This window comes from Nostoc sp. ChiQUE01b (assembly GCF_034531255.1).
Classification (GTDB): Bacteria; Cyanobacteriota; Cyanobacteriia; order Cyanobacteriales; family Nostocaceae; genus Nostoc.
The window spans coordinates 72,336-98,599 of sequence record NZ_JAVRBM010000027.1; the positions used below are offsets into that span (position 1 = coordinate 72,336).

Consider the following 26,264-nt stretch of genomic DNA (forward strand, 5'->3'; position numbering starts at 1 on the left):
TCTTGAGCGTTATCAGCTGACGGGGTGACAAGACCCCTAAAACCTTGGCCCATCAAGCTTTTAATCTATTTGACCTCCGAAAAGATAGAGTTTTATTGACAATCAAATTGCGATCATTTTATGGATTGATCCCATACTCTGGTTAAATGTACCAGTTTTGTTACACAACAGCCAGACAATCTTTTTGAAGGTGGTTGGGCTAAAAGGCTTGCTGTGTCTGGTTTTGCAGATGCTTGTCACCCCCTCAGGTTATCAGTAAGACTGCTAATAAAATAACGCGTTTCTACCGTTGTTTTTCCATTGAGCATTATCTTAAAGGGGATGTTTTATTTTTTGGAAATCCCCTATAGAAAATGGGGTTTGGAGATTAGGTTTCGCGTTAGCTTATTAACCCAATGCGGACTTTAAATCACTTTCCGCTTGTCCTAATGCATCTGGTAATTTACTTGCATCGCGTCCGCCGGCTTGGGCTAAGTTCGGTCTTCCACCGCCGCCGCCGCCGCAAATTTTAGCGATCGCACCCACAAATTTACCAGCTTGCAGACCTTTTTTGTTCACTTCTGGACTAAAAGCTGCAACTATACTTACTTTCCCAACTTCTGGAACAGAACCCAGCACCACTGCACCATTACCAATTTTTTGCAACAAGCGTTCGGCTGCGGTTTTCAATGATTCTGGATCGACATCTTCTAATTGGGCGACAATAATTTTATGATCGCTTACGGTTTGGGCTGTTTGTAGCAAGCTGTCTGATTTAGCGATCGCTAGTTGTACCTTTAAGGTTTCTAATTCTTTCTGACTATTTCTTAGTTCGCTTTGCAGACTTGTGATTCTGTCTGGTAATTCTTCAGGTTTAACTTTAAAGCGATCGCTCAAATCTTTAACTACTTTATCCCGCAGATTCAGATAATCTAGGATTGCTGGCCCAGAAACAGCTTCAATCCGCCGCACCCCAGAAGCCACGCCAGCTTCTGAGATAATCTTGAACACGCCAATTTCAGCAGTATTACTCACATGAGTTCCACCGCATAGTTCCATTGATACGCTGGGGAAGTCAATTACCCGCACTTCTTCACCGTATTTTTCCCCGAACATGGCAACAGCACCCCTAGCTTTCGCCTCTGCTAAAGGTAATACTTCCACTTTTGCAGTATGAGCCTCAGCAATCCAAGTGTTCACCTGTTCTTCAACTTGTTGAACTTCCTCTGCTGTCAACGCGCGGGGACAGTTGAAGTCGAAGCGTAATCTGTCAAAGGAAACCAGGGAACCTGCTTGAGATATGCCCTCATCAACAATTTTTTTCAATGCCGCTTGCAATAGGTGCGTTGCGGTATGGTTAGCTTGGGCGCGACGGCGACAAGCCGGATCTATTTGGGCGGTGATGCGATCGCCTACACGCAGTGTACCGCGTTCGATGCGTCCGAAGTGAACAAAGAAATCAGATTCTTTCTTCATGTCTTCTACCCGAATTACGATACCATCACCAGAAATATAACCGCGATCGCCGATTTGTCCGCCAGATTCAGCATAAAATGGCGTTTTGTCAAGGACTATTTGCACTTGTGTCCCGGCTTCTGCTTCTTCTTGGGAAACACCTTCTACCAAAATCGCTTCAACTTTTGCAGTTGCGGCAGGTTGGGTATAGCCGATAAATTCGGTAGCGTGGATGTGTTCTGCTAATTTATCGAGGGAACCTTGCACAGTTAAATCGATGGTTTCATGTGCTGCTTTGGCACGTTCCACCTGTTTTTGCATTTCGGCATCAAATCCCGCTTCATCAACTGTCAGATTATTTTCCTCGGCAACTTCTTGAGTAAGTTCCAGGGGAAATCCGTAGGTGTCATAGAGGGTAAATGCACTTTCACCGCTAATTTGAGTTTCTCCTCGCTGTTTCACCTCTTGAATGATTTCTTCTAGCAGTTTTTCACCTCTATCCAGAGTTCTGAGAAAATTAGATTCTTCCCGTTGCAACTCAGCTTTAATTGCTGCTTCCCGTTGGCGCACATTGGGGTAAGCTGATTCACAAAGAGCGATCGCACTTTCAGCAACTTCGGTAGTAAATTCGCCAGAAATCCCAATTAATCGCCCATGACGCACCACCCGCCGAATTAATCGCCGCAGCACATAACCGCGTCCGACGTTGGAAGCGCGAATTTCATCAGCAATCATGTGGACAACAGAACGAACGTGATCGCCAATAACTTTTAGAGAGACTTTGGTTTTCTCATCACTTTTGTGGTAATCAACACCAGCAATTTGCGCTGCTGTTTGGATAATTGGGAAAATTAGGTCAGTTTCATAGTTATTGGGCACTTTTTGGAGAATTTGCGCCATTCTATCCAAACCCATACCGGTGTCGATGTTCTTGTTTTGCAGCGGCGTTAAATTCCCGGAAGCATCCCGGTTATATTGCATGAAGACGAGGTTGTAAAACTCAATGAATCGGGAATCGTCTTCTAAATCTATATTTTCGTCACCGCGTTCAGGGTGGAAGTCGTAATAAATTTCCGAAGAAGGTCCACAAGGGCCAGTCGGCCCAGATGCCCAAAAGTTATCATCTTCGCCCAAGCGTTTAATTCTCGCTATCGGCACACCAATTTGATCGCGCCAAATTGCAAAAGCTTCATCATCATCTTCAAAAACGCTAACGACGAGATTTTGGGGGGAAAAGCCAAAGACTTGTGTGGAGATTTCCCAACCCCAAGCGATCGCTTGTTCTTTAAAATAATCACCAAAGCTGAAATTGCCCAGCATCTCAAAAAACGTGTGATGCCGTTTGGTGCGTCCGACATTTTCGATGTCGTTGGTGCGGATACACTTTTGCGAAGTCGTAGCCCGCTTAAATTCTGGTGTGCGCTGCCCTAAGAATATTGGCTTAAATGGTAGCATCCCCGCGATCGTCAGCAGTACAGTTGGGTCTTCTGGCACGAGGGAGGCACTTGGGAGAATTTGGTGTTCCCGTTGAGCAAAGAAGTCGAGAAATATGTTGCGAATTTCGTTACCGCTTAGGTACTGGCGATTTGAAGACATAGGTGTTTTTAACTTTAGACTTTAGACTTTCGACTTGGGAGTAGCGGCACTAGGTAGGTGTATTTTCATAAATAGCTTTATATATTCTTGCATTTTGTTTCATATTACTGCCAGCGAATTCTGCTAGTGGGTGAGCAAAATGCATTCATTAGGACGCTTTTACAACATAATCCGACTCTGGCAAGATACGTGTAGACGTAGCCTGCACTTCTCTACGAGAGGCTACGCCAGCGACAAAGCTCAGTAACCGTCGTAGACATCGCATTTCGATGCTTAAAATTAATCATTAAGAAATACTTTAAAATTCCCATATTGAGGTAACAAATGGAACTAAAACTGAAAGTATCAAATTCTGTTTTTATTTCGAGGTAGGTAAGCCCCAAAGAGCTACTGTACATCGCAGGAGGTAGTTTTACTATATATTTTTATCAAAACAGAATAAAGGCGTCAGTCGTCAGAATACAGGCTTGAATTCTGAACGAGTGGCGGATGAATAAATGGGTTTAAAACCCCCACTAAATCTACGATTTGGTGGTGCAACAATTCAGTCGCGGGTCTGAATCCCCGACTGATAGCGAAGCGTAAAGCCTTCTCTTCTCTTTCAGAGACACTAACGCGAACGAGAGGCTTCTCTTTCAGAGACGCTAACGCGAACGCCAACGGCATAGCAACTCTTGGAGACGCTACGCGAACGCTTAGAGCGAGTCCGCGATAGCGCAGTGTTAGCGAGTACTCGAGCGTCGCGTCTTGATTCTGACTCCTTGCAACGGAAACGTCTCCGGCTTTGCTCCTGAATTCTGACTTCTGAATTCTGAATTCTTATTAAAAAAATTTAAATACTTTTTTAATATTTGTTCAAAACTAGTTTGTAAAGGAAAGGGCTAAAAAAGTTTATGGAAAATAACATTTTTAATTAAATAATCGAATTTTGAATTTGATAAGTAAATAAAAAATTTTATATTTTATTTATTTTTCTACTGAAAAATAAATTTAGTTACGTAATACAATGGTTCTTACAAACTATTTATTTCGGTAATTTCATCAGGGAAATAGTACTTAAGAAACCACAGCAATAGGTTTTATACATTTAAATAATATTCAGTATTTCTACTGTTTTAAAAATAAACTGTAAAGAAGACATTAGTTGTTAGAAATGAATATTTCCAAAAAGATAGTAGAAAATTAGTAGTAAATATAAAATTTTAAAATGAGATTAAATTTGAAAGTTCACTATCTAATCGATACTCCAAAAACAAGATGTCAAAAAATATAATTTAGCTGAGAACATCATATTTAGTATTAGACGACAAGAGCAGTAGTTACCCAAGTGAATTTATTTAAAATTTGAATAGGATAAAAAATAAAGCAATGAATATTTCTATTCTGATCTTTGGAAAAAATAATTTTATCGCCACACTTCCAGATCAGATCCGTTATGCGACTGCTTTTAGTGTAGAAGTTATAGACAATTTGGATCAAGCAGTGTCACAAATTAAAACAACACCCCCCGATATAATCCTGGTGCAGGCTAGCCTAGATGGCAGTATGGAACTCTGCGGTTGGTTGAAAGATCAGACAAAACTATCGTGGATATATTGTATTCTTTTCGAGGATCGTTCCCAGCAGCTGACTGATAGAAATAAGGGTTGGCAAAGGGAATTGGAGATGAGTGCTGCGGCCCTAAAGCAAGGAGCCGATGCATATATTTGGCATCTTATTGAAGAAAAAACAGACTATAGCTTGGCAGAGTTGACTGCCAATCATGGACTAATATTTGCTCAATTGACAGTTGGTTTGCGGAAAGCACAAAAATACCGAGATTTGATTCGGACAAATGATATGTTATCTGCGATCGCCTTAGCAGATTCATTGACAGAATTAAATAATCGTCGTGCTTTAGAATGGGACTTGCCCAGACAAATTCAAAGAGCCAGGACTCAAAAAACTTCCCTGAGTTTGATTATTCTGGATGTAGATCATTTTAAGAAAGTTAACGATACTCATGGGCATTTAGTAGGCGATCGCATTTTGCAAGTATTATGTCAGCGTTTGCGCCACAATCTGCGCTGTCAAGATACAGCATTCCGCTATGGTGGCGAAGAATTTGTAATTCTTCTAGCTAACACTACCGATGAGGAAGCACTATTAGTAGCCCGTCGTCTCAATCGCGTAGTCAGCGACGAACCATTTGCACTCAACAATAAACTGACAATTAATGTCACCATTAGCCTGGGTACAGCCTCTCTGCAACCTGAAGATGATGAAAAAGGAGAGAGTTTGCTGCATCGTGCCGATCAATGTCTATTACAGGCTAAAACTTCTGGGCGAAATCGGGTGATTAACTCGAACTACTTATCTCATCATGGCTCACATTTGAAAGCTGTTTCTTCGTGAAATTAGATGAATCGGACAACTATTCGACTTTACAGCCTACCAAGCTATCCGACTCAATTTTGATTCTGGCGTTTTCTAAAAATAGTTTGTCATCTGAAAATAAGGCAAAGTCGTCTACATAACGAATATATTGAGATGCTTTGATTTTTTCTTTAACAAAATGGTCAAAATTGTTTAGATATACATTAGCAAAAAATTGGCTGGTTAGATTACCAATTGGTAAACCATGTCTTCTTTCAAGAGGTGTTAATAAATCATCTCCAATAAAATAATTAAGTACTGGCTCTTGATAATTGCTGCTATCAATAATGGTATTAATTAGCCAGATTGTATCAGAACATTTGATTTTACGTTGCACAAGCGACTTTAAAATTTCATGGTCGATGCTAGGAAAATATTTCCGAATATCAGCTTGCAAAACATAACGGTTTGAACGAGCAAATTTTGTAAAGTGACGTAAAGCGCGATGGGAGCCAAAACCAACACGATTGGCGTAGGAATCACTGATAAATGTACGTTCAAATATGGGAACAATTACGTTACAGAGAGCATGATGTACAACTCTGTCTCGATAGGGAGCCGCTGAAATCATTCGCGGTTTGTGTTCAAAAATTTGAAATGTGGTGTAGTTACCGGGAGAGTATGTTTTTGACTGTAATTCTTCTTGCAGTTGAAATAACTCTTGCTCTAAATTGTAGTTAAACTCTAAAACATTTTCTCGGAAACGTTTACCCCGCTGTGCTTGCTGGGCGGCTGATAGCAAATTCTCAAATGCTATAATTTCATTCCAAAGATTTCCATATCTTTTCATTTAGATTAACCCGCGCAGGCGGGTTTTGTCTGTATAGCCGCGATTTATAATTGCCTGGTTTAATTAGAAGTACTTGGTTTAATTTTTTGCTGTTTAATCCATCCACCCAAATCCATGCCAATATCATTTAAAAGTTTTTGGGCATATTCATAACGCTCTGTTTTAATTAAGTTAAACTCTAAAAGTAATCGAGTTTGATAACGTAAAATATCTAGCTTGCTATTTAAGTCTTCTAATTGAGCTAATTTTTGCCTTGCATACCGTGCTACAATTAAACCATCTAATAAGTCATATAGTTCTGCAATAATCCGATTTCCTAGCAAAAATTTATGATCTCTAGGCAGACGGTTTAAAATTGGCACATACCACTTGATTAAATCGGATGTTTTCTGTATGATAGATAAATCATTCATCCAGACACAATTTTCCAAAAAAAATGATCGCGCAGAGCGCGAGACATTAAGAAGAGTAAAGAAATAAAGAGCAGAGTGCTAAAGGGCAAGAGTGTAAAGGGCTACTAAGGAACATGGATTAAATAAGTTACAATTCTCAGTGTCGTTGGGGTTGAGCAGTATAGTTCCACTGTGGCAAAAAATCATCGAAGAAAATCTCCATAGTGTCTTTAAAACCCTCAGCAACTTTCTTACCTGTTTGGTAAGTTTTATCAATGATGGCAGTAAAAACTTGCAAACCTTTGTGGGTAGTAGCTTTTGCCATAAATTTGGATACAGTATTTACACTGTCAAAAATAACACCTTTGCAAGCCCGACTTAGATGTGGAAACAAGCGATGCTCAATTGGGTTGTACTTTGATGTATAAGGAGGATAGTGAGCAATACGAATTTCAATACCAATATCATTAACCAAAGCTTGCAAGGCTTCTTTAAATACGTAGTAACGAGAACTGTTGCTACCACCGCCATCACATAACACTAGTATGGAGGTAGCCAATTGATAGCGATTTTTTCCGTAGTTATTCCACCAATAACGGATAGAATCACATGCAAATTCGCTTGTATCATGGCTAGTACCAATCTGTATGAAACCAATATTCTCATTCAAATCATACAACCCATGTGGAATTGCTACTCCCGTTGCCAGACTTGGGAAATTGTGGTCTAACACTTTAATTGGACTGGTAGTATAAATACTACCTTCTCGGTATAAATTACCAATTAACTCTTTTTTTTACTATCCATACTCATCACTGGGTTCCCCTGAGAAAAATACTCATTTTTGAGATTTTCAATATTCTCAAACTGCTCATTGCGATGTTCACTGCTTCCACAAGCAGTCGTTTTTACTGCTTTTCGTTTACGAAATTTATGTTTTAACAGTAATTGGTCTACAACTGTAACGCTGATGCTGATTCCTTTTTCTGCTAATAAGTCTGCTATTTGTTGACGGGTTAAGTTCGTCCATTTTATCTCCTCGTCCATTGGGGAACCTGCGGTGTAGCTTTCTACTACCGCCAGGAATGCAACGTTTATTCCGGGTATCGTCTCAAGCGCTTTTTTTCTTCCTGCACCTGACCGACGAATTCTTGGGCTACTGATTAAACTCTGCTGTTCTAGCTCAGTAATCCCTTTATTAACTGTTCTGTAGTTACATCCAAACAATTTACTTATATAGCGGATACCCCCGTAACCAAGCTTTTCCGCTTCAATCGCTGCATATCGCCGACGGTCTTTCTCTGATAGCGATTTATAGTAAGATTGCATCTGCTTTTCTATCATTGGAGAATAGATTCTGATCACCATACTGCGCCCACCAAACCTACGAATTCAATCTACTATGCTCTGTCACCAGTTTTGCACTTTATTTAATCCTCATTCCTAAGTCCTGCCCCCAACCACCACAACCCGAAAACCCACGTTGAGGTACCTGCCGACACGCGCGAACCTGACGCGAAACGCCGAGCGGCAATCCCTGGGAAAGTCGTTCCACGAACCACCACGCAGCAGCCGATTTTGATTATCATTATCATTTAACCAAGCGCTTCCGTCTTTTGGCGCTCCGTTATAATTTTTGTGCCACTCATCCAGACACCATTCCCATATATTACCATGCATATCAAATAAACCAAAGGGGTTAGCAGGGAATTTTCCTACATCTGTTGTTTGCTCACGAAATTCACCCTTTGGCCCTTGAGCATAATTACCTGGGTATAGTGTTTCGTTATAATCCCAGTCAGTACCTCGATAATTCGCTAAATCAGTTGTAATCGTTTCGCCAAAATAAAACGGCGTACTCGTTCCCGCCCTACAAGCATATTCCCATTCTGCTTCACTGGGTAAGCGATAGGTTTTCTCAGTTTTTTTAGATAGTCGAGCGCAAAACTCAATTGCATCATCCCAAGAAACCTGTTCAACAGGTCGATTAGCACCTTTAAAATTGGATGGGTCGGGATTTAAATCAATATTAACCTTGGGTAAAGCGGCAACAGCTGCCCATTGACTCTGAGTTACCGGAAATTTCCCCATGAAAAAAGATTGAATGGTAACAGAATGCTGTGGACTTTCCCAGTCAAATCTTTCTGGCTCATTGTCTGGCGAACCCATAAGAAATTTACCGCCCGGAATTGCAACCATCTCCAGAACTGCGCCATTACTCAAGTTTTCTCTAAAAAACTCGGTGCGTCCACGACTGCGGTTAATTTCATAAGTTTTTTTCCCCATACCCAAAAATCCTGCTGATTTGGGCGTTAGGATGGCAGTGTTAAACTCAAACGGCTGAGTTTGAATACCTGGGGGAGATGATTCCCTTTCTCGTAATTCTGCTTCCCGTCTTTGATTTTCGGCTCTTTCTTGTTCTAGGCGTAACTTTTCTGCTTGCTGTGTTTGATATTCAATTCTTTCTTGCTCTAGACGTAATTTTTCAGCTTGTCGTTTTTGATACTCTATTTCTTGTTCTTTTTTTAGGCGAACTACATCTTCATCTTTAAGCAGATAATATTTTTGGAACTTCTCTAATTCAGCTTCAGCTTTTTCAGCCAATGGATATCCTTGTTCATCTACAAAACTCGTCAAGTATTGCTTGTATTTGTCTAGATTTTTCTTATATATACCGTAAGGTTCTAATACTTTTTCTCGAACTGCACTAGCTTCTCGATCTGTTAATTTTAATTTTTCTTGTAAGTCTTTTAATATATCAGATTCCACAAGAGAAATCTCGCCATCAGACGCAAATTCTTCAGCCTTTTGGCGATACTCAACTATTGCGGCTTCCCTGATGAACCGTTGTTGTTGACGCTGTTTAATTAATTGTTCAGCTGCAAACTTAATTCCCTGAGCTACATTTGTGAATGCATCATCTTGATTACTCCAAGACTTAATAGGTTGGGCATTTTTGGGCAGAGCTTGTAGTTTAGCAAATGGTGCGTCTTGCCAAAAAACGTTTCGCAGAATAATTGGAATGACACAAGCCTCTCCAGCTTCGTGGCGTTCTATCGCTTTGGTAACTTCAACATCCCAGCAGTATTTAGAATATATAAAGTCTGAACTGACTAGTAATAAAATGATATCGGCTGTATTTAAATTTTCATTAATCTCCCGATCCCATTCTCTTCCAGGTGGTATCTTGCGATCGTGCCAAGTTGAAGTAATACCTTGCCGTTCCAACATAGTCAGGTGTTTAGCCAGTTCATCCTTTAAGGGTTCGTCCTTGTGAGAGTAGGAACAAAACACCTTGAGTGGTTCTAACGAAACATCTGCCATTTTGCGTCTTTAGGAGTAGTATAAATTACGCTTCTTACAAATTATAGTATTTTTGCGTGATTTCCTTGATAAACTAACCCCGATCGCTAGTGCAACTCCTCATCGTTTTAACCCAAAGATATAAAATTGCGATCGCTATTCCATTCTGATGCTACTGCGATCGCTGCATAAAATCGATAGGGTAACTTTTATCGCAATCAAAGCACGTCAAGCTTGACTCCAATCTTGCAACTCTAGTGCTTCAACTCTACTAAAATGACGCTGATTATGAGTAATCATAACTAGATTATTGGCAATGGCAACCCCAGCAATGAGCAAGTCAATATCGTCGATGGGAATCCCTTGGAGGCGCAAGTTTGCGTAGATATCTGCCGATAGGGTGACTGATTGTTCAGTAACGGGCAAGACAGTATTTTGGGCGACAAACTCCAAAAATAAGGTGAGTTGCTTTTGGGCATCACGGTGCTTTAAGCCACTGAGAATTTCGTAATAAGTGATGATACTAATGTTGATTTGACGATAGGTTATCAAGTAAGTCTGAAACTGAGCTACTACATTGGTATTGCCTCGAAAGAACAAGGACAAAATATCAGTATCAATCAATGCTGGTTTCACGGTTTCGTCTTTGAGAAAATGCTTGCTGACGACGGATAGCAATCTCGTCTAAAAATTCGCAGTATGCTTCATCTGACATATCGCTCCAGCAACCTGCGAACTGCATAATAGCAGCAGTGTTGTGGCTGTTAGTTTCTGAGCTAAGTCTAAATCCGTGAATCATCTCATAGAGTTGTGCTAACTTAGCATCTGGGATTTGCTGCACTTCTTCTAAGACTTTAACTCTCCATTCAAAATCGTGCATTACCTAATCTCTCCTGATTTTCCAATTTTTAATTTTAATATAACTAACGCATTCCCCACGACTAAAGTCGCGGGATTTTAGTAAGCTGTCGCACATCTAAATGATTGTACTTTTTAGAGCCTAAAACTTTCAAAAGAGCGTAGTGTCAACGTATTGCCCTACAAAATCGGGTTAAGGCTGGAAGGAGGTTAGTACTTACGCATTGACAAAAAAGCCGAAATAGCAGGTATGCTTTTCAAGGCTTTTGACCAGATTTTTCAACTGTCTTTTTGCGATCGCGGCTAACAAAGGATAGTTTGTAAACAGCTGAAACAACCTATTTACGTTATACACAAGATGATTCGTTTGTATAGTGCGTAAGTCCTAGAGGTTTAAAATATATGCTGTCACTCAAAAGAGACTTATGGCCTTAACCCTGAACTTACCACCAGAATTAGAACAGTATCTTGCACAACAAGCTAAACAGCAAGGGCTTTCTGTTGAAACATATACTTTGCAGATTTTGCAAGAATATATTCTGCCAAAAGAGAAACAGTCTAAATTAGTCAATGCGCTTCAGTCTTGGATTGATGAAGGTGACACTGATGAGCAGCAAGAAACAGGAGAGTACTTAATTCATGCCTTAGATGAGGATCGTTTATCTAATCGAAAATTATTCCCTGTTGAGTTAAAAGGTATAACTTGGTGAGTCAAGTTATTCTGTTAGATTCAGGGCCACTAGGTTTAGTCACAAATCCAAAGTTGTCTGCTGAAAGCCTTGCTTGTACTCAATGGTTGCAACTACTCGTTTCCTCTGGCAGTCGAGTTATAATTCCTGAAATCGCCGATTATGAAGTGCGGCGAGAATTATTACGCGCAAACAAAGTTAAAAGTATTGCTCGCTTAGATGAATTAAGTCAACTTCTAGAATATTTACCCATCACAACAGCTGCAATGCGTCAAGCTGCATTATTCTGGGCACAAGCTCGTCAACAAGGACAACCAACAGCTGGTGATAAGACAATTGACGGTGACATAATTTTAGTAGCCCAAGCTGTAACTATTATTGGTGCAGATGTTGCGATCGCAACAACTAATGTTGGTCATTTATCTAGATTTGTTGCAGCCAATTTGTGGCAAAAGATTAAAACAAGTTGAGTGAAACCCAACATTATATTAGGTTAACGTTGGGTTTCACAGAATTTAACTACCTTGATTAGGCGGTATTTGCTCAGGTGGCGTTTCCCCTGGGGGAGCAAGTACCGCATCCGGCGCAATTTCCTCTACAGAAATCGGTTGCTTGTTCTCAATTTCAAAATCTGGTTGCGCTGCTTCCACCAATTCAGGAGATGGGGGATGTGGGGGAATCGCTTCCGGTACACTCTCGGTTTTTGCTTCAGTGTCAGTAGTAACTGTCTTTTCTCCTGGTTGTTCTGGTATGACAATAGTTTTGTCAATAATCTCAATAGCAGGTTTCTCTGACAGTACAGAAGTAATATCTTCAGGTTTGGGGGTTGTGGGTGTCTTTTTGCTCACAGTCTGCTGCACTTTGTCTTTTGCGCCACTGAAGGTACTACTAAGACCTTTTTGCAACTGGCCCAGCCGTTCCTGAAGGGACAACTTATTCACCTGTTCTTGAATGCCAGTTTTTACCGTCTCAGCACTGGGTACTTGGGTTTGTTGTGCCTGCGGGGTCAATTGCCGACGTAATGATAGAGTTTGCCAGCCAAACCAGACCAAAAGAGCCACACTAGCCAGATGACCGAGCAACAAACCCCCAGTAATGCGTGGTGCAAACACCCATAAGACTAAAGCATAGAACAATCCTATGCCACTCCAGATAAAGTCATTCTTGCGGTGGATTTCTGGGAAAAAGAAAGCTGCTATATAAATGGCTAAACTACCAAGACCCACTACCAAAGCTAGGACAAATGCCAGCATTATTTGGTTACTCCTTACTGCGTCCTTTGATTATTTCAATTTTGCAAATTTTGCAAGTCAATTGTTGATTTAGATACAATTTAAAATTAATTATCCATGTTAGTTGTGGATTTTTGTCGTTTAGATCAAGTCTTAAGGTCTTCTTTAGGGGAGAAGGGAAAATATCGGACTACCCTTAAGGTAAAAGGATCTGCAAGAGTTAGCCAGAAATTTTTTATGACACTACAAAGCTTTGGTGTGATTGGATTAGCCGTTATGGGTGAGAACATCGCTCTAAACGTCGAACGTAATGGCTTTCCAATCGCAGTATACAACCGCTCGCGCGATAAAACCGACAGATTCATGGCAGAGCGTGCGCCAGGACGGAATGTCAAAGCCGCCTTTACCTTGGAAGAATTTGTTGCTGCATTGGAACGTCCTCGCAAAATCCTAGTGATGGTGCAAGCTGGTAAGCCAGTGGATGCGGTGATTGCTCAACTCAAACCCTTGTTAGACGAAGGCGATATCATTATCGACGGTGGCAACTCTTGGTTTGAAGATACCGAACGACGCACTCAGGAATTAGAACCTGCTGGACTTCGGTTTATCGGGATGGGTGTTAGTGGTGGTGAAGAAGGGGCGCTAAATGGCCCCTCACTGATGCCTGGAGGTACAGAAAGCTCCTACGAGTATCTCTCACCAATTTTCAATAAAATTGCTGCCCAAGTTGATGATGGCCCTTGCGTAACCTATTGCGGTCCTGGTGGTGCCGGTCACTACGTCAAAATGGTACACAACGGCATCGAGTACGGCGATATGCAGTTAATTGCAGAAGCCTACGACTTACTGAAAAATGCTGCTGGACTAGACCATAATCAGCTACACGAAGTTTTTGCCGAATGGAACACCACCGACGAACTCAATTCGTTTTTGATTGAAATTACGTCAAAGATTTTCCCCTACATTGACTCAGAAACAAATCTACCCTTAGTCGATTTGATTGTTGATGCCGCAGGGCAAAAGGGAACCGGACGCTGGACAGTGCAAACTGCAATGGATTTGGGGGTTGCTGTACCAACAATGATTGCAGCGGTGAACGCCCGAATCATGTCTTCTTTCAAAAAAGAGCGGGTAGCAGCATCCAAGATACTTACAGGCCCTTCTGGCAAGTATGAGGGAGATACCAAAGCTTTTATCAACATGGTGCGAGATGCTCTGTATTGCTCGAAAATCTGTTCTTACGCTCAGGGCATGGCACTGTTAGCTACAGCTTCAAAAACCTACAACTATAACTTGAATTTGGGTGAATTGGCGCGCATTTGGAAGGGTGGCTGTATTATTCGTGCTGGATTTTTGAATAAGATTAAGAACGCATTTAACGAAAATCCAGCGCCACCTAACCTGCTATTGGCTCCTGAATTCAAGCAGACAATTCTCGACAGACAACCAGCTTGGCGCGAAGTGTTGGTAACATCAGCAAAACTGGGAATTCCAGTACCAGCATTCAGTGCGTCATTAGATTATTTTGACAGCTATCGACGCGATCGCTTGCCCCAAAACCTCACTCAAGCTCAACGCGACTACTTCGGGGCGCACACCTACGAGCGACTTGATAAGCCTGGAGCCTTCCACACCGAATGGACACCGATTTCGGAAGCATCCGTGCAAACTTCCACACCAAGAGAGCTGCAAGCTACAGAACCAACTACACCTACAACACCTACAACATCTCCAAAAGTTTAGAGAGTTTTAGTTTGTAAATTTAAAAGTGGCTCTGTCAGAGTCACTTTTTTTTGTCAATTATCACTGTTAATTATTCATTGTTAAGCTAATGCACTTTTAACTTACATATTTTTCATTTTAGAGAAAAGGCATCTACGGCAAAGTGCGAATCAAGAGCGATTTAGCAAGTAATCATTAGTCCTTTTCATGAACCACCCGATACATCATTGGGTTACGTGGCTGAAAGTATAAGTTAGCGTATTCCCACAAACTACTCCTTGCAGGCGTAGACTTGTCTTTACGCTTGCTAACAATCCCACTATCGTAGATTGGTGTATATGAAACACCTAACTCCTCAACTGCTTTGTGAGATAAGATACCTCTTTGAAGTATTGAGGGCAGATTTTCAATGTGTGTGATGTAATAGAGGCTTTTTATATCTGGTTTTCTCATTGATTTGGCGTGTTATTCTTCCCAAGATATTTAGCTTTCAATTCTTCTAGTTCTTCATCTATTTTGCTTTTACTAGAAGGTTGAGGTGTGGGATTTTGTGGCTGTATTTTATTTGGTTGAGGTTTGCTGTTACCCAAAAATTGGGTTTTCATTTCTTCTAATTCTTTCTCGATTTGACTAGGAGATTTCGATACAAAAGCGGGTGGAGAATTTGGTGGTGATTGAGGGATAGGTTTTGGTGTAACTGCTGGCTTTGATGCTACTGGCAAGTATTTATTTAAGTCTTTGAGAACTTCGTCTACTGTTTGATAACGCCGAATCGGGATACTTTCTAACATCTTGTTGAGAATGCGGCTCAACTCATTACTGACGGGAGTCTGCAAGTATTGCTGCCAGACCCAAGTATCGTTGTTGATATCATAAGAATCGAAGGGCGATCGCACTGTTAATAAATTAATACAAGTCGCACCCAAACTGTAAATATCGCTGGCGAAAATAGCCCTACCTCTCATTTGTTCAGGGGCAACATATTCTGGACTACCAATACTAGTACCAGTTTTATTTAAGGCAGCGGCAGTAGCAGATTTAGCAGCACCAAAATCTACTAATACTAGTTTGCCTTGGGCATCGCTCTCACGAATAATATTTTCTGGCTTAATATCGCGGTGAATTACGTGTTTGGCGTGACAAAATTGCAAAACTGATAATAAATCGTTTAATAGTTGCCAGATTTGTGTTTCGCTAAAAGCACCTCTATGTGCTAACTCCTGGGCTAAATTTTGCCCGTCAATAAATTCTTGTACAAGATACTGCCGATTTTCTTGAGTAAAATATGCCAGTAGTTCGGGAATTTGGGGATGTTTGCCCAATTCATCTAACTGTACTGCTTCTTGGTTAAATAACTCTACAGCTTTTGCCAGAGTGTTAGTGCCTTGGGATTGAGGATAAAATTGCTTAATTACGCAGCGTGGTTTTGAAGGTTTATCCTCATCCACAGCTAAGAAGGTTTTGCCAAAACCACCTTGTCCGATTGGTTTGATAGCACGGTAACGTTCTTTGAGGAGTAACTTAGAACCGCAAGTCACGCAAAACTTGACATGATCGGGATTTTCAGGCTTGGGACAATGGGGATTAAGGCAGTAGCTCATACAGGCGATCGCTCTTATATCTCTTTATTTTACTGGCGTTAAGGGTGGAGACTTTTGCGAATCCGTTAAAATATGAGCAATCTGTACGATCGGCTATTCGGCGTCGCACTACTTGCTAGTACAGCGCGGCGGAAATCAAGCCACCATTTTAAACAAGCAAAAGCCTTGATATACAAACTTTTGACTTTTGACTTCCGCCTTACGGTACTACCCCATACTTTCCATCACTGGATGGAAGTAGAAGGCGAATCCCAACACTGTATAAGCAGCTAATAACAAAGTACCTTCCAGCCAATTTGACTTACCATCGGAACTAATACTGTTGGCAATCAACACTGACACAACCACAGCGACTAATTCAAAGGGTTTGAAATCCAAATCCATTGGTTGCCCCAATACCCGCCCTGCTATCACTAATACGGGTGCAACAAATAGGGCAATCTGCATACTCGATCCCACAGCTACCGAAAGCGAAAGATCCATCTTATCTTTCATCGCCACGGTGACTGCTGTAGCGTGTTCAGCCGCGTTACCGACGATGGGAACCAAAATCACCCCTGTAAACAGCGCCGTCAAACCTAGCTGAGATGTAGCCACTTCCAGAGAATCTACTAGCATTTCTGACTCAATTGCCACTAACAAGGTGCATACTAGCAGCACGCCAACCCACAAAATCATATTTGGTTTCCCGTGAGAGGTTTCCTCTTCTTCTGTCTCTGCTACACCCACATCATACAAATAGGAGTGGGTTTTCATCGAAAATAGCAGCGTTAGGGCATAAACCAAGATTAAAACTACGGCAACAGCAATAGAAAGATTTTGCAGTGTTTGTTCGTTAATTCCTTGAGAGGTATAGTTCATTGCCGTTGGCATCAAAATGGCAATCACTGCCAAATTCATCGAAGCAGCATTCACCCGCGCCACAATTGGCTGAAATGTCTGTTCTTTGTAGCGCAGTCCTCCCAAAAGCATGGAAAAACCCATCACCAGTAGTAAGTTGCTAATAATCGATCCCGTGATACTAGCTTTGACTACATCTACTAACCCAGCGTTCAACGCTACTAGGGCGATGATTAATTCTGTAGCATTGCCAAAGGTGGCGTTTAACAAGCCCCCCAGCGATGGCCCAACTACGACAGCAATTTCTTCTGTAGCTGTACCCATCCAAGCTGCTAGGGGCAAAATTGCTAATCCAGCTGTAATGAAAACTGTCAATTCTCCCCATTCCAGAAAGTGGGCTGCTACAGAAACCGGGATGAAGAGTAGTAAAACGAAAAGAATAATGTTTTTGGTTGACATTTGTTGTCTTAAGTTGAGGGTATCATTCACAGCGAGCAATCCTAAGTTTCAAATTTGGAGTGTTGAATTAACATCACTTTCATTCAGCACTCCGATATGGTACTCTCAACCGCCTGTAGAACAATTCAGAGATTGTACTGTTTTCCGTTCACCGCTGTGGATGTTGTGTAAAGCAAAATTGCGATATAATGAGTTTTCGTAATCTTTTGTTGCAAAACTATGAATTTGAGCCAAAATATTACACCAAAAATGGGGTTTAATATATTAAAAGACAATTAAAATTTTGATTGGCGCTAAAGAAGAATAAACCCCTAACTGAGGCTTTGTTCAATGGCTAATTATTTTAAGCCTTGAGGGAAAGGGCTGTTTTGCAAAGTTCCTTTAAGTCGGCAGAGCCGCCCAACGAACTTTGCGCTGTGCGATAACGCAGATTTCCCACTACGATAAAACCGGCTTGTCAAAAATTTGGTTGGATTCTCTAGTTGTCGTTTATACCGGATTTGGTGTAAAAACTATTGTAGAAAGGTTTATGCACAATCTTTTCGGTGCAACTGCAAGTTTTTTGTTTTGGATAAATATACATGACTTCTGCTGACCAAATGCCAGCTAGCTCTGGCTCAACGTTAACATTACATTCAGATCCCAATAACACTAAAGAAACCGATCCCCTGAGAAAGGCTAATGGTGTTTACGTGACGGTGCATGGTCATTTTTACCAGCCACCAAGGGAAAACCCTTATCTGGACGCAATTGAACGCCAACCGAGCGCTGCACCTTTCCATGATTGGAATGAGCGGATTCATTGGGAATGCTATCGTCCAAATGCTTTTGCCAGAGTCTTAAATGACCAAGGCGAAGTAGTGAGGATCGTCAATAATTACGAATATTTCAGTTTTAATATTGGGCCAACGCTGATGTCGTGGCTAGAACGCTACGATGTGGAAGTTTATCAGCGAATTTTAGAGGCGGATGCCAAAAGTAGCCAACGCTTGCATGGTCATGGCAATGCGATCGCGCAAGTATACAATCACATCATCATGCCTCTGGCGAATGAACGCGACAAATATACCCAAATTCGCTGGGGTAAAGAAGACTTTCGCTCCCGCTTTGGCCGCGATCCCGAAGGGATGTGGCTAGCAGAAACTGCTGTAGACTACGCCACCCTAGAAGCTCTTGTTGCTGAGGGTATTCGCTTCATTGTCCTGGCACCGTCTCAAGCACTGCGTTGCCGTCCCCTCCCGACTCCAGATCGTCCCCATCCTGAATGGATCGAAGTCGGTGGTAGTCAGATTGATTCTACCCGTCCCTATCGTTGTTATTTGAAGCCGACACTAGACACTTCATCTTCACCTCTAAGTGGGATCAAAGAAGGGAGTAGGGAATTGGGAGTAGGGAATGGGGATAGTAACCACTCCCCACTCCCCAGTACAGACGCGATTAATCGCGTCTCTACCCACTCCCCCCCCTACATTGATATCTTCTTCTATGATGGCCCGATATCGCGGGACATGGGTTTTAGTGATGTCGTTTATAATTCTAGTCACTTTGCCGGACGTATCGGTTCAGCAGTGCGTGGGGATCATCGCCCAGCACAGTTGATTTCTGTGGCGACGGATGGGGAAACCTTTGGACACCACAAAAAGGGAACTGAGAAAACTTTAGCCTACGCCTTTACCAAAGAGTTTCCTCAACAGGGTTGGACGGTGACGAACTTCGCCCACTACCTGAGTTTAAATTCTCCCAGTTGGGAAGTGGAATTGAAGTCAGTCACAGCCTGGAGCTGCGCCCACGGTGTCGGCAGATGGGAAGATGACTGTGGTTGTGGTGGGGAAGGCAGTATTTGGCATCAGAAATGGCGTCGTCCTTTGCGGGATGCCCTAAATTGGCTGCGGGATCAGCTAACTGAAGTGTATGCAGAACATGGTAGACAGTTATTTCGCGATCCCTGGCTAGCGCGGGATGAATATATCCAAGTGATACGCGATCGCTCTGCTAGCAATGTCAACCGTTTCCTCACCCGTCATCAAACCCACAAACTAACCGCAGCCGAACAAGTAGACGCTTTGCGCTTGTTAGAAATGCAGCGTCACGCGTTGTTAATGTTCACTAGTTGCGGTTGGTTTTTTGAAGAAATTTCCCGTCCAGAGGGGACACAAATTCTGCGCTACGCCGCCCGTGCTTTGGAATTGGCAGGGGAAGTCGCCGGTGTGCAATTGGAAAAAGGCTTCGTCAAACGTCTTGGTTTAGCCCCCAGTAATGTGGATGACTTCAAACACGGTGCGGAAATTTATCGGCAACTCGTGTTAACTGCCCAACTGGGATTTAAGCAAGTAGCAGCCCATTACGCCATTACTTCCCTGTTTACCAATCAGAAACCAGCAGAGACACATAATTCCCTACCGAGAAAAGATGCTGCTGACAAACAATCTCAGCGTTACCAGAAGCGGGTTTATTGCTACACTGCCAATGAGCTAGATTACCAACTGCAACGCATGGGATCGCTAACTCTGGCTGTGGGAAATTTAAAGCTGGTATCAGAGATTACCTGGGAAAGTGAGCATTTGGTATTTGCGGTTCTGCATTTGGGAGGCTGGGATTTCCACTGCTGCATTCAGCAATTTACTGGGCGGCGTGACTACAGCCAAATCAAAGAAAAGCTGTTTGGGGCACTAAAACAAGCTAGTGCGGCTCATACTATTTTGGCGATGACCCAGCTATTTGGAGAAGAAGCTTTCAGCTTGCAAAATCTATTTGCTGAAGAACGCCATCGGATTATGGGGCTGCTGAGTCAGGAAACACTGGCACGTTTAGGGCAGTTGTATACCCAAGCCTACCGCGATAATTATGGTGTGCTGATGGCGTTTCATCGAGATGAAATCGCAGTACCGCAAGAATTGCAGGTAGCAGCAGATATTGCTTTAGGGCATCGCTGTCTGATGACATTACGATCGCTTGAGCAAGAGATTGCCGATCCCCAAAAGAATTGGAGTCACATCTTAGAATTAGAGGCGATCGCTACTGAAGCAAAACATCTGCGTTGTCGGCTGAATATCCCCGACGGTAAGCAGATGTTAGAACAGTTAATTGCGCGATCGCTCTGGCAATTGCTGCACGATGCCAATGGTAGTTTTAATGCAGATATCCAACTATTGGAGCGATTGATTGATGTCGGGGATCAACTAAATATTCATATTTCCCTACAGCGATCGCAAGAATTATATTTTAGTTGTCTGCACAGTCAGATAGCGCCAGTGTGTATCACTAGCCTTGGTAATGAAGCAGATAATCAGTGTCTTCAGTTGCTCAAGTTGGGTAAAAAATTAGCCGTTGATGTTAGCTCGATCTCAAATCAGTTGGGATAGATGTAGGGCTGTGAGTCCCTACATTAGCATCAACTTCAGTCAAAACCTCATTGAAAGCGACGGGAAACTCCACGCCACTTGGGCGATGGAGTTTTTCATGTGATGATAAACATGTCTTCAGGTACGGTTTCCCTGTCGAGAAATCCCCCCTGCGATCGCTACTTACCCAAGATAAGACGCGGTAAATTAAATATGTAGCCTCTAAAAGGGAATGCTACGTGAATGCTACAAACTTGCTTGTTACGGGCTAGCGTTAGCAACATCTTGCAACACTGGTTCCAACATGGGAGAAATCATAAATAATGATTCCGTTTTTGAAGCGATAGTCTTATGCGTAAAAAACTACAACAAACCATCAAACCGCTGTTAAAAGCCTTCTTAGCCCTAAGCTTGGTGTTAGCTTTGGCACTTGGTCATGCTGACGGCGCATTAGCAGCCCGCAGTGGGGGTCGCATCGGTGGTGGCTCCTTTAGAGCGCCTTCTAGCCGCACCTATACACCACGCACTTATGCACCTCCGGGCGGGGGCGGATACTATCCTGGTGGTGGTTTTGGTGGTGGCTTTGGCTTTCCCTTCCTACTTCCCTTCTGGGGTATTGGAGGAGGATTTGGTGGTCTATTTGGCATCTTAATTTTCTTTGCGATCGCTAATTTCTTATTGCAAACTTTCCGCCGCGTCTCTAGCGGTGAAACTCTAGAAGCAGATTACAGCAGTAATTCTCCTGTTTCTGTAACTCGTTTGCAAGTAGGTTTGTTAGCTCAAGCTCGTGAATTGCAAAATGAACTCAACCACATTGCTGAAACTGCTGATACTAACACCCCAGAAGGCAGAGCAGAAATTCTCCAAGAAGCCAGCCTCGCTTTACTCCGCCATCCCGAATACTTTGTATATGCAGGTGGTGGCACTCAACAAGCCAGTTTGAATTCAGCTGAAGGTCAGTTTAATCGACTGTCACTGGCAGAACGCAGCAAGTTTAGCGAAGAAACTCTTTCTAACGTCAACAACCAGCTAAAAGCAGCCCTTGCCAAAGATGCTTTACCTCCGACTGGTGAACTCGACAACCCCACCCGCCTAGTTACCGAAGGTCCTGGTGAATACATTATCGTCACCTTGTTGGCGGCGACACTAGGTAAGTTTGAAATCCCCACAGCGATTAATAGTGGTGATGATTTGCGTCAAGCTTTGCGGCGAATTGGTAGTATCCCTAGCGATAAGCTTCTAGCAATTGAAGTTCTTTGGACTCCACAAGCTGAAAATGATACCCTCACATCTGATGATGTGTTAGCAAATTATCCTGATTTGAGACTTGTTTAATCTGTGAAAATTTTGCGCTTGAGCGCTAAGAAAAACTTTGCATCTTAGTGCAACGAATAAGTTCCCCTTAAGAACAATAACTAGAAAACCGTTTGTCATTGACAAGCGGTTTTTTGTAGAGTTTATATCATTTCCAGATAATTAGTTATGATTGCCACAGTCATTTCACCCCACCTTACCCTAAGAGTTTCCAAAGAGAAGATTAACAAAGTGTAGGGGTTTAAATCCCCGGCTTCTATCAAGCCGCAAGTGTTGGGCTGCTTGTCTTTATCCCCGTTACAACACATAATTGCGAATTGCGAATTGCGAATTGCGAATTGGTTTAAGGGGTGGGGTTCAAGGAGGTGAATAAGTAATTAAGTGGACATAATAGATATATTTAACTATGATTTTAGAAACATTTTGGTAGTATTATCAAAATGAATTATACGCAAAGTGTTATCTTATGCCTAGTGTTGAAGCCGACGAAAACCGAGAGCATCGCATTAAAACAGAGATCCTTGTAGATGCTGAAGACAAAGAAGACCGGGCCATGGGTTGGTACTACTACCTCGAAGAGGCTCTGAATTTTCCCTTTATGGCTAAATGGACTAAGAAGGGACGCAAATCAGGTGCTGTCGAAGAGAAACAAGTTGAAGTACTGGGAATGGCCCCAGATGATGAGTGCTTAAAAGATATGCTTGTAGAAGTGGCTTATATTAATGGTAAGGATGATGATGTATATTCTGCAAAATTATCTGAAATAGCAGCTATTGATGTTGACAGTGAAACTCAAGAAGCGATCGCAGACTGGCTCTATTGGATTGCTAGAGGTTATAAGTTTTAAATTCTCCGATTTTACTTTTTACTTAGCACTCATAACTAGGCACGGGCTAAACGCCCCGCTTCCGCTAACAGCACTGTTTTGGTGATAGCAGCAATACGTCAAGTCAATCGTTTGGAATTGGTAGGAGAAACATTAAGAGCAACACTTAACGAAATAGCGTCAGTTGCACCATTATGGTTGAAAGCGATTATTAGTGATGAGTGGTTTGAGAGATACAGTGGGCGATTTGATAATTACCGCTTACCGAAAAATCAAAATGAGCGAGAACAATTAGCACTGTTCAATTTTGTCCAAGTACACCTGCTTTGCTTGTGTTTTGGTCTGAAATTGTCATGCTCAAATAAAGTCCGGTAGGTATCACACTTTTTTGAGGTTGCCTACTTATTGCTCTGTTATTGTTAAACTGGCTTGTTATTGAGGGGGGTCTGACCCCCTATTCGCCAGCTGTATCCTTTAAGAAGTCGGGGATCTTGTTGTTCGCAAATGATTTAGGATTGCTATAGACTAGCGATCGCATCGGCAACTAGTTTAGAAACAAAGGGCAAAATAGCGCGACTCTTAGCCTGGGCTTTACCTTCAGTAAATACCACTAAGAGGTAAGGACGCTGTTCTGGTAACTCAATATACGCAACATCATGGCGAACTTGACTTGTCCAACCTGCTTTTGACCAAATTTGAGCATTTTTAGGCAGTCCATCACCTAAAAAACCTGTCACCTGATTTTCCTCGGTGTCAGTGGGCAAATCGTTGAGAGGACGTTTCAGTAAAGCCATCATGGCTTGCGATCGCGCACTTGAAACCGCCACCCCACCTACAATACTATGCAGTAATCTGGCGATCGCATTTGTGGTCAACATATTACGATTTTCTAGTAACTCTCCCACAAATGCCCGTTCCCGTCCATAAGGGCCATCACCCCAAGTTTTTTGACAGACGTTAATTGTCTCCAATTCTTCCCAACCCAAAGATTGGTAATAGCGGTTCACAATATTACGCTGATATTTCCAGGTTTCAAAGGGGCCGATTGGTAATTCTGGGCCTGATGTGGTGCCACTCAAAATATCCACAACTAAACTGGTAGCATCGTTACTAGAATCGACAATCATATCCCGCAAAGCTCGCTCCAACTCCTTGGAGGTTTGACTCATGCCTTTTTCTAGCCATTCGTTTACCGCCACCAGATAAAATAACTTGACTACACTGGCAGGATAAATCCGCTCAACACCGCGATAAGTGAAACCACGAACAGGGTGATCCCAAAAAGCATTAGGAGTCAGCGCCCCACCAGTATTTACTCGCACAGGTGGATCGTAAATAACCCAAGTCAGGGCAATTTGGTTTCGTGCTAAAGTCCCAAATGCTGCCCAAGTTGCATCTAAAATGCCTAACCCAAGATTTTCGAGTTGTTCGTCTTTATTAAAAAAAATCATTCTCTGATAATGTCCTTTAATCTAAAATCCAAAATCCAAAATCCAAAATCAGGGGAATATCAGTGTTTAGCTAACCTGAATTTATATGATTCTCCTGAATGTACGCGTTTAGCAACTCAAGCTGCATCTGGAAGACATTTGTGGGTAACATCAAATCATCAAAATTCGGCGGTTGAGGTGTATTTATGTGAAGATGACTATCCGGGATGGGTATCTGTTTCAGATTTTGATTCATTACAATCTGCTACTGTACCTTATCAGGCTGCAACATTTTCTGAATCGGAGATTAAAAAACTTCTAGCAGAGATTATCGCCTTTACCCAAAAAGCAATGCAACAATCAAATTATTACCTTTGGGGTGGTACGGTTGGGCCAAATTATGACTGTTCTGGGTTGATGCAGGCGGCGTTTGCTTCGGTGGGTATTTGGCTACCTAGAGATGCCTATCAACAGGAAGGATTCACTCAACCAATTACGATTGCAGAATTAGCAGCCGGGGATCTGGTATTTTTTGGAACTAGCCAAAAAGCCACCCATGTCGGGCTTTATTTGGCGGATGGTTATTATATCCATAGTTCTGGGAAAGAGCAGGGACGGAATGGGATCGGAATTGATATTCTCTCGGAACAGGGAGATGCGGTTAGTCAGTCGTACTATCAGCAGCTGCGAGGTGCTGGTAAAGTTTTTAAGAGTTACGAACCACAGAGACGCTGAGGACGCTGAGGCTTATGAGGAGTGGGTTGGTTTTTGAAAGGAGTAGTGAGGAGAATGGGGCGATTTCAGCAATTGTCCCAGATGTTTCGGTGGTAGTACCAATACATGACGAGGTGGAGAGTTTGCCACTTTTACTAGAAGCGATCGCCTCTACTTTATCCTCTGGTCAGATAAATTATGAAATCATTTGTGTGGATGATGGTTCTACAGATGGTTCTGGGGATTTTCTTAAAGAACAGGCACAAATCCGCACTGATTTAAAGGCGGTGATTTTGCGTCGCAACTACGGACAAACTGCGGCGATGGCTGCTGGATTTTATTATGCAGTCGGTAAAGCGATCGTTACTTTAGATGCCGATCTCCAGAACGATCCGGCTGATATCCCCATGTTATTAGCAAAGCTGGACGAAGGTTACGATTTAGTAAGTGGTTGGCGGCAAAAACGCCAAGATGGGGCCGTAAATCGGTTACTTCCTTCCAAAATTGCCAATTGGCTAATTCGCCGCACCACTAGCGTGAATATTCATGACTATGGTTGTTCGCTGAAAGCCTATCGTGCAGAACTGCTAGCAGATATGAACCTCTACGGGGAATTACACAGATTTTTACCTGCTTTGGCGTACATCGAAGGAGCTAGAATTACCGAAATACCTGTACGTCATCACGCCCGCCGCTTTGGTCGTAGTAAATATGGAATTTGGCGGACATTCCGGGTATTGATGGATTTGTTAACCATTTTGTTTATGAAAAAATTCCTCACCCGTCCGATGCACGTTTTTGGGCTGTTAGGCTTGATTTCAATGTTTTCAGGGACTGCGATCGGAATTTACTTAACTTTCGTCAAATTGGCTTTAGGTGAGATGATTGGCAATCGTCCCTTACTGATTTTAGCAGTTCTCCTGCTACTAACAGGAGTACAGTTGTTTTGCTTCGGACTTTTAGCAGAATTGCTCATGCGTACATACCACGAATCCCAAGGACGCCCTATCTATCGCGTGCGAGAGGTGGTAGCAAAAAATGTTAAGTAATGTAACAATAGTCATTGGTCATTAGTCATTAGTCATTGGTCATTGGTCATTGGTCATTAGTAAAGAGTTAAATCTCGTCCATTTTGAAATTAGAGTTTTTCAGGAGAGTATATTATTCTCTCGTGGCTTAAGTTCTGAGCTTTACCCAAAAACTATGGTTTTCAACGTAGATGCGGTTTAAGAATAAATATTAGTTGACTCTAAACAAATGACAAATGACAAATGACAAATGACAAATGACAAATGACAAATGACAAAT

General features: G+C 42.2%; 18 protein-coding genes and 4 pseudogenes. 10 read left to right on the forward strand and 12 right to left on the reverse strand.

Features of this window, described 5'->3' with window-relative positions; genetic code table 11:
- Positions 1-387: 387 nt before the first annotated feature.
- Positions 388-3,030, reverse strand: coding sequence for an alanine--tRNA ligase (alaS, locus tag RMY63_RS18965; protein WP_322730181.1), 2,643 nt, complete (start codon positions 3,028-3,030; stop codon positions 388-390).
- A gap of 1,368 nt (positions 3,031-4,398) precedes the next feature.
- Between alaS and RMY63_RS18970 the strand changes: the two genes are divergently transcribed.
- On the forward strand, positions 4,399-5,424 hold the full coding sequence (locus RMY63_RS18970) for a diguanylate cyclase (RefSeq protein ID WP_322730182.1): 1,026 nt from the start codon (positions 4,399-4,401) through the stop codon (positions 5,422-5,424).
- A gap of 52 nt (positions 5,425-5,476) precedes the next feature.
- Here RMY63_RS18970 and RMY63_RS18975 read toward each other — a convergent pair.
- The 6 genes and pseudogenes from RMY63_RS18975 to RMY63_RS19005 form a co-directional block, all read right to left on the reverse strand.
- Positions 5,477-6,235, reverse strand: a pseudogene (locus RMY63_RS18975) (reverse transcriptase domain-containing protein); the annotation flags it as partial.
- Between the two features lie 59 nt (positions 6,236-6,294).
- Positions 6,295-6,648 (reverse strand): diversity-generating retroelement protein Avd, encoded by a 354-nt coding sequence (gene avd, locus RMY63_RS18980; protein ID WP_322730202.1) that lies wholly within the window; start codon positions 6,646-6,648, stop codon positions 6,295-6,297.
- Positions 6,649-6,784: 136 nt separating this feature from the next.
- Positions 6,785-7,995: pseudogene (locus RMY63_RS41840) on the reverse strand (ISAzo13 family transposase).
- A gap of 75 nt (positions 7,996-8,070) precedes the next feature.
- Entirely contained in the window at positions 8,071-9,951 is a 1,881-nt protein-coding gene (locus RMY63_RS18995; RefSeq protein WP_322730184.1) for an SUMF1/EgtB/PvdO family nonheme iron enzyme, read from the reverse strand.
- A 207-nt stretch (positions 9,952-10,158) separates the two neighbouring features.
- Positions 10,159-10,566 (reverse strand): type II toxin-antitoxin system VapC family toxin, encoded by a 408-nt coding sequence (locus tag RMY63_RS19000; protein WP_322730185.1) that lies wholly within the window; start codon positions 10,564-10,566, stop codon positions 10,159-10,161.
- Entirely contained in the window at positions 10,547-10,810 is a 264-nt protein-coding gene (locus tag RMY63_RS19005; protein ID WP_322730186.1) for a hypothetical protein, read from the reverse strand. Before RMY63_RS19005 ends, RMY63_RS19000 begins: the two co-directional genes overlap by 20 nt.
- Before the next feature lie 403 nt (positions 10,811-11,213).
- On the opposite strand from RMY63_RS19005, the gene RMY63_RS19010 reads away from it, so the two are divergent.
- Positions 11,214-11,498: a hypothetical protein gene (locus tag RMY63_RS19010; protein WP_322730187.1), complete on the forward strand. Its 285-nt coding sequence runs from the start codon at positions 11,214-11,216 to the stop codon at positions 11,496-11,498.
- Positions 11,495-11,947, forward strand: coding sequence for a nuclease (locus tag RMY63_RS19015; protein WP_322730188.1), 453 nt, complete (start codon positions 11,495-11,497; stop codon positions 11,945-11,947). Before RMY63_RS19010 ends, RMY63_RS19015 begins: the two co-directional genes overlap by 4 nt.
- 45 nt (positions 11,948-11,992) lie before the next feature.
- Here the strand turns inward: RMY63_RS19015 and RMY63_RS19020 are convergent, their stop codons facing one another.
- Positions 11,993-12,730 carry a Ycf66 family protein gene (locus RMY63_RS19020; protein WP_322730189.1) on the reverse strand — a complete coding sequence of 246 codons (738 nt, stop codon included), beginning with the start codon at positions 12,728-12,730 and terminating at the stop codon, positions 11,993-11,995.
- A 216-nt stretch (positions 12,731-12,946) separates the two neighbouring features.
- Here RMY63_RS19020 and gndA point away from each other — a divergent pair.
- Positions 12,947-14,368, forward strand: a pseudogene (gndA, locus tag RMY63_RS19025) (NADP-dependent phosphogluconate dehydrogenase); the annotation flags it as partial.
- Between the two features lie 258 nt (positions 14,369-14,626).
- On the opposite strand, the gene RMY63_RS19030 reads toward gndA, so the two are convergent.
- The 3 genes from RMY63_RS19030 to cax all read right to left on the reverse strand — a co-directional run bounded on the left by RMY63_RS19030 (position 14,627) and on the right by cax (position 17,331).
- Positions 14,627-14,884 carry a DUF4433 domain-containing protein gene (locus RMY63_RS19030; protein WP_322730190.1) on the reverse strand — a complete coding sequence of 86 codons (258 nt, stop codon included), beginning with the start codon at positions 14,882-14,884 and terminating at the stop codon, positions 14,627-14,629.
- Entirely contained in the window at positions 14,881-16,032 is a 1,152-nt protein-coding gene (locus tag RMY63_RS19035) for a protein kinase domain-containing protein (RefSeq protein WP_322730191.1), read from the reverse strand. Before RMY63_RS19035 ends, RMY63_RS19030 begins: the two co-directional genes overlap by 4 nt.
- A 207-nt stretch (positions 16,033-16,239) precedes the next feature.
- The gene (gene cax / locus RMY63_RS19040) at positions 16,240-17,331 is read right to left on the reverse strand and encodes a calcium/proton exchanger (RefSeq protein ID WP_322730192.1); all 1,092 of its coding nucleotides are present in this window, start codon (positions 17,329-17,331) and stop codon (positions 16,240-16,242) included.
- 581 nt (positions 17,332-17,912) lie between these two features.
- Between cax and RMY63_RS19045 the strand changes: the two genes are divergently transcribed.
- The 4 genes and pseudogenes from RMY63_RS19045 to RMY63_RS19060 all read left to right on the forward strand — a co-directional run.
- The gene (locus RMY63_RS19045) at positions 17,913-20,693 is read left to right on the forward strand and encodes a DUF3536 domain-containing protein (RefSeq protein ID WP_322730193.1); all 2,781 of its coding nucleotides are present in this window, start codon (positions 17,913-17,915) and stop codon (positions 20,691-20,693) included.
- 330 nt (positions 20,694-21,023) lie between these two features.
- On the forward strand, positions 21,024-22,007 hold the full coding sequence (locus RMY63_RS19050) for a DUF1517 domain-containing protein (protein ID WP_322730194.1): 984 nt from the start codon (positions 21,024-21,026) through the stop codon (positions 22,005-22,007).
- 445 nt (positions 22,008-22,452) lie between these two features.
- Positions 22,453-22,833 carry a calcium-binding protein gene (locus RMY63_RS19055; RefSeq protein WP_322730195.1) on the forward strand — a complete coding sequence of 127 codons (381 nt, stop codon included), beginning with the start codon at positions 22,453-22,455 and terminating at the stop codon, positions 22,831-22,833.
- 81 nt (positions 22,834-22,914) lie between these two features.
- A pseudogene (locus RMY63_RS19060) lies at positions 22,915-23,106 on the forward strand (IS5/IS1182 family transposase); the annotation flags it as partial.
- A gap of 224 nt (positions 23,107-23,330) precedes the next feature.
- Here the strand turns inward: RMY63_RS19060 and RMY63_RS19065 are convergent.
- Positions 23,331-24,263, reverse strand: coding sequence for a serine hydrolase (locus RMY63_RS19065; protein ID WP_322730196.1), 933 nt, complete (start codon positions 24,261-24,263; stop codon positions 23,331-23,333).
- Between the two features lie 9 nt (positions 24,264-24,272).
- Between RMY63_RS19065 and RMY63_RS19070 the strand changes: the two genes are divergently transcribed.
- Together RMY63_RS19070 and RMY63_RS19075 are read left to right on the forward strand one after the other, a co-directional pair.
- Complete coding sequence (locus RMY63_RS19070; protein ID WP_322730197.1) at positions 24,273-24,977, forward strand: NlpC/P60 family protein; 705 nt, start codon at positions 24,273-24,275, stop codon at positions 24,975-24,977.
- A gap of 14 nt (positions 24,978-24,991) precedes the next feature.
- Positions 24,992-26,005 carry a glycosyltransferase family 2 protein gene (locus RMY63_RS19075; RefSeq protein ID WP_322730198.1) on the forward strand — a complete coding sequence of 338 codons (1,014 nt, stop codon included), beginning with the start codon at positions 24,992-24,994 and terminating at the stop codon, positions 26,003-26,005.
- The last annotated feature ends 259 nt before the right edge of the window (positions 26,006-26,264 follow it).

Coding starts and splice junctions, on each gene's coding strand:
- alaS (WP_322730181.1), bottom strand. CDS start 3,030: ATGTCTTCAAATCGCCAGTACCTAAGCGGTAACGAAATTCGCAACATA.
- RMY63_RS18970 (WP_322730182.1), top strand. CDS start 4,399: ATGAATATTTCTATTCTGATCTTTGGAAAAAATAATTTTATCGCCACA.
- avd (WP_322730202.1), bottom strand. CDS start 6,648: ATGAATGATTTATCTATCATACAGAAAACATCCGATTTAATCAAGTGG.
- RMY63_RS18995 (WP_322730184.1), bottom strand. CDS start 9,951: ATGGCAGATGTTTCGTTAGAACCACTCAAGGTGTTTTGTTCCTACTCT.
- RMY63_RS19005 (WP_322730186.1), bottom strand. CDS start 10,810: ATGCACGATTTTGAATGGAGAGTTAAAGTCTTAGAAGAAGTGCAGCAA.
- RMY63_RS19010 (WP_322730187.1), top strand. CDS start 11,214: ATGGCCTTAACCCTGAACTTACCACCAGAATTAGAACAGTATCTTGCA.
- RMY63_RS19020 (WP_322730189.1), bottom strand. CDS start 12,730: ATGCTGGCATTTGTCCTAGCTTTGGTAGTGGGTCTTGGTAGTTTAGCC.
- RMY63_RS19030 (WP_322730190.1), bottom strand. CDS start 14,884: ATGAGAAAACCAGATATAAAAAGCCTCTATTACATCACACACATTGAA.
- RMY63_RS19035 (WP_322730191.1), bottom strand. CDS start 16,032: ATGAGCTACTGCCTTAATCCCCATTGTCCCAAGCCTGAAAATCCCGAT.
- cax (WP_322730192.1), bottom strand. CDS start 17,331: ATGTCAACCAAAAACATTATTCTTTTCGTTTTACTACTCTTCATCCCG.
- RMY63_RS19045 (WP_322730193.1), top strand. CDS start 17,913: ATGACTTCTGCTGACCAAATGCCAGCTAGCTCTGGCTCAACGTTAACA.
- RMY63_RS19050 (WP_322730194.1), top strand. CDS start 21,024: ATGCGTAAAAAACTACAACAAACCATCAAACCGCTGTTAAAAGCCTTC.
- RMY63_RS19055 (WP_322730195.1), top strand. CDS start 22,453: ATGCCTAGTGTTGAAGCCGACGAAAACCGAGAGCATCGCATTAAAACA.
- RMY63_RS19065 (WP_322730196.1), bottom strand. CDS start 24,263: ATGATTTTTTTTAATAAAGACGAACAACTCGAAAATCTTGGGTTAGGC.
- RMY63_RS19070 (WP_322730197.1), top strand. CDS start 24,273: ATGTCCTTTAATCTAAAATCCAAAATCCAAAATCCAAAATCAGGGGAA.
- RMY63_RS19075 (WP_322730198.1), top strand. CDS start 24,992: ATGAGGAGTGGGTTGGTTTTTGAAAGGAGTAGTGAGGAGAATGGGGCG.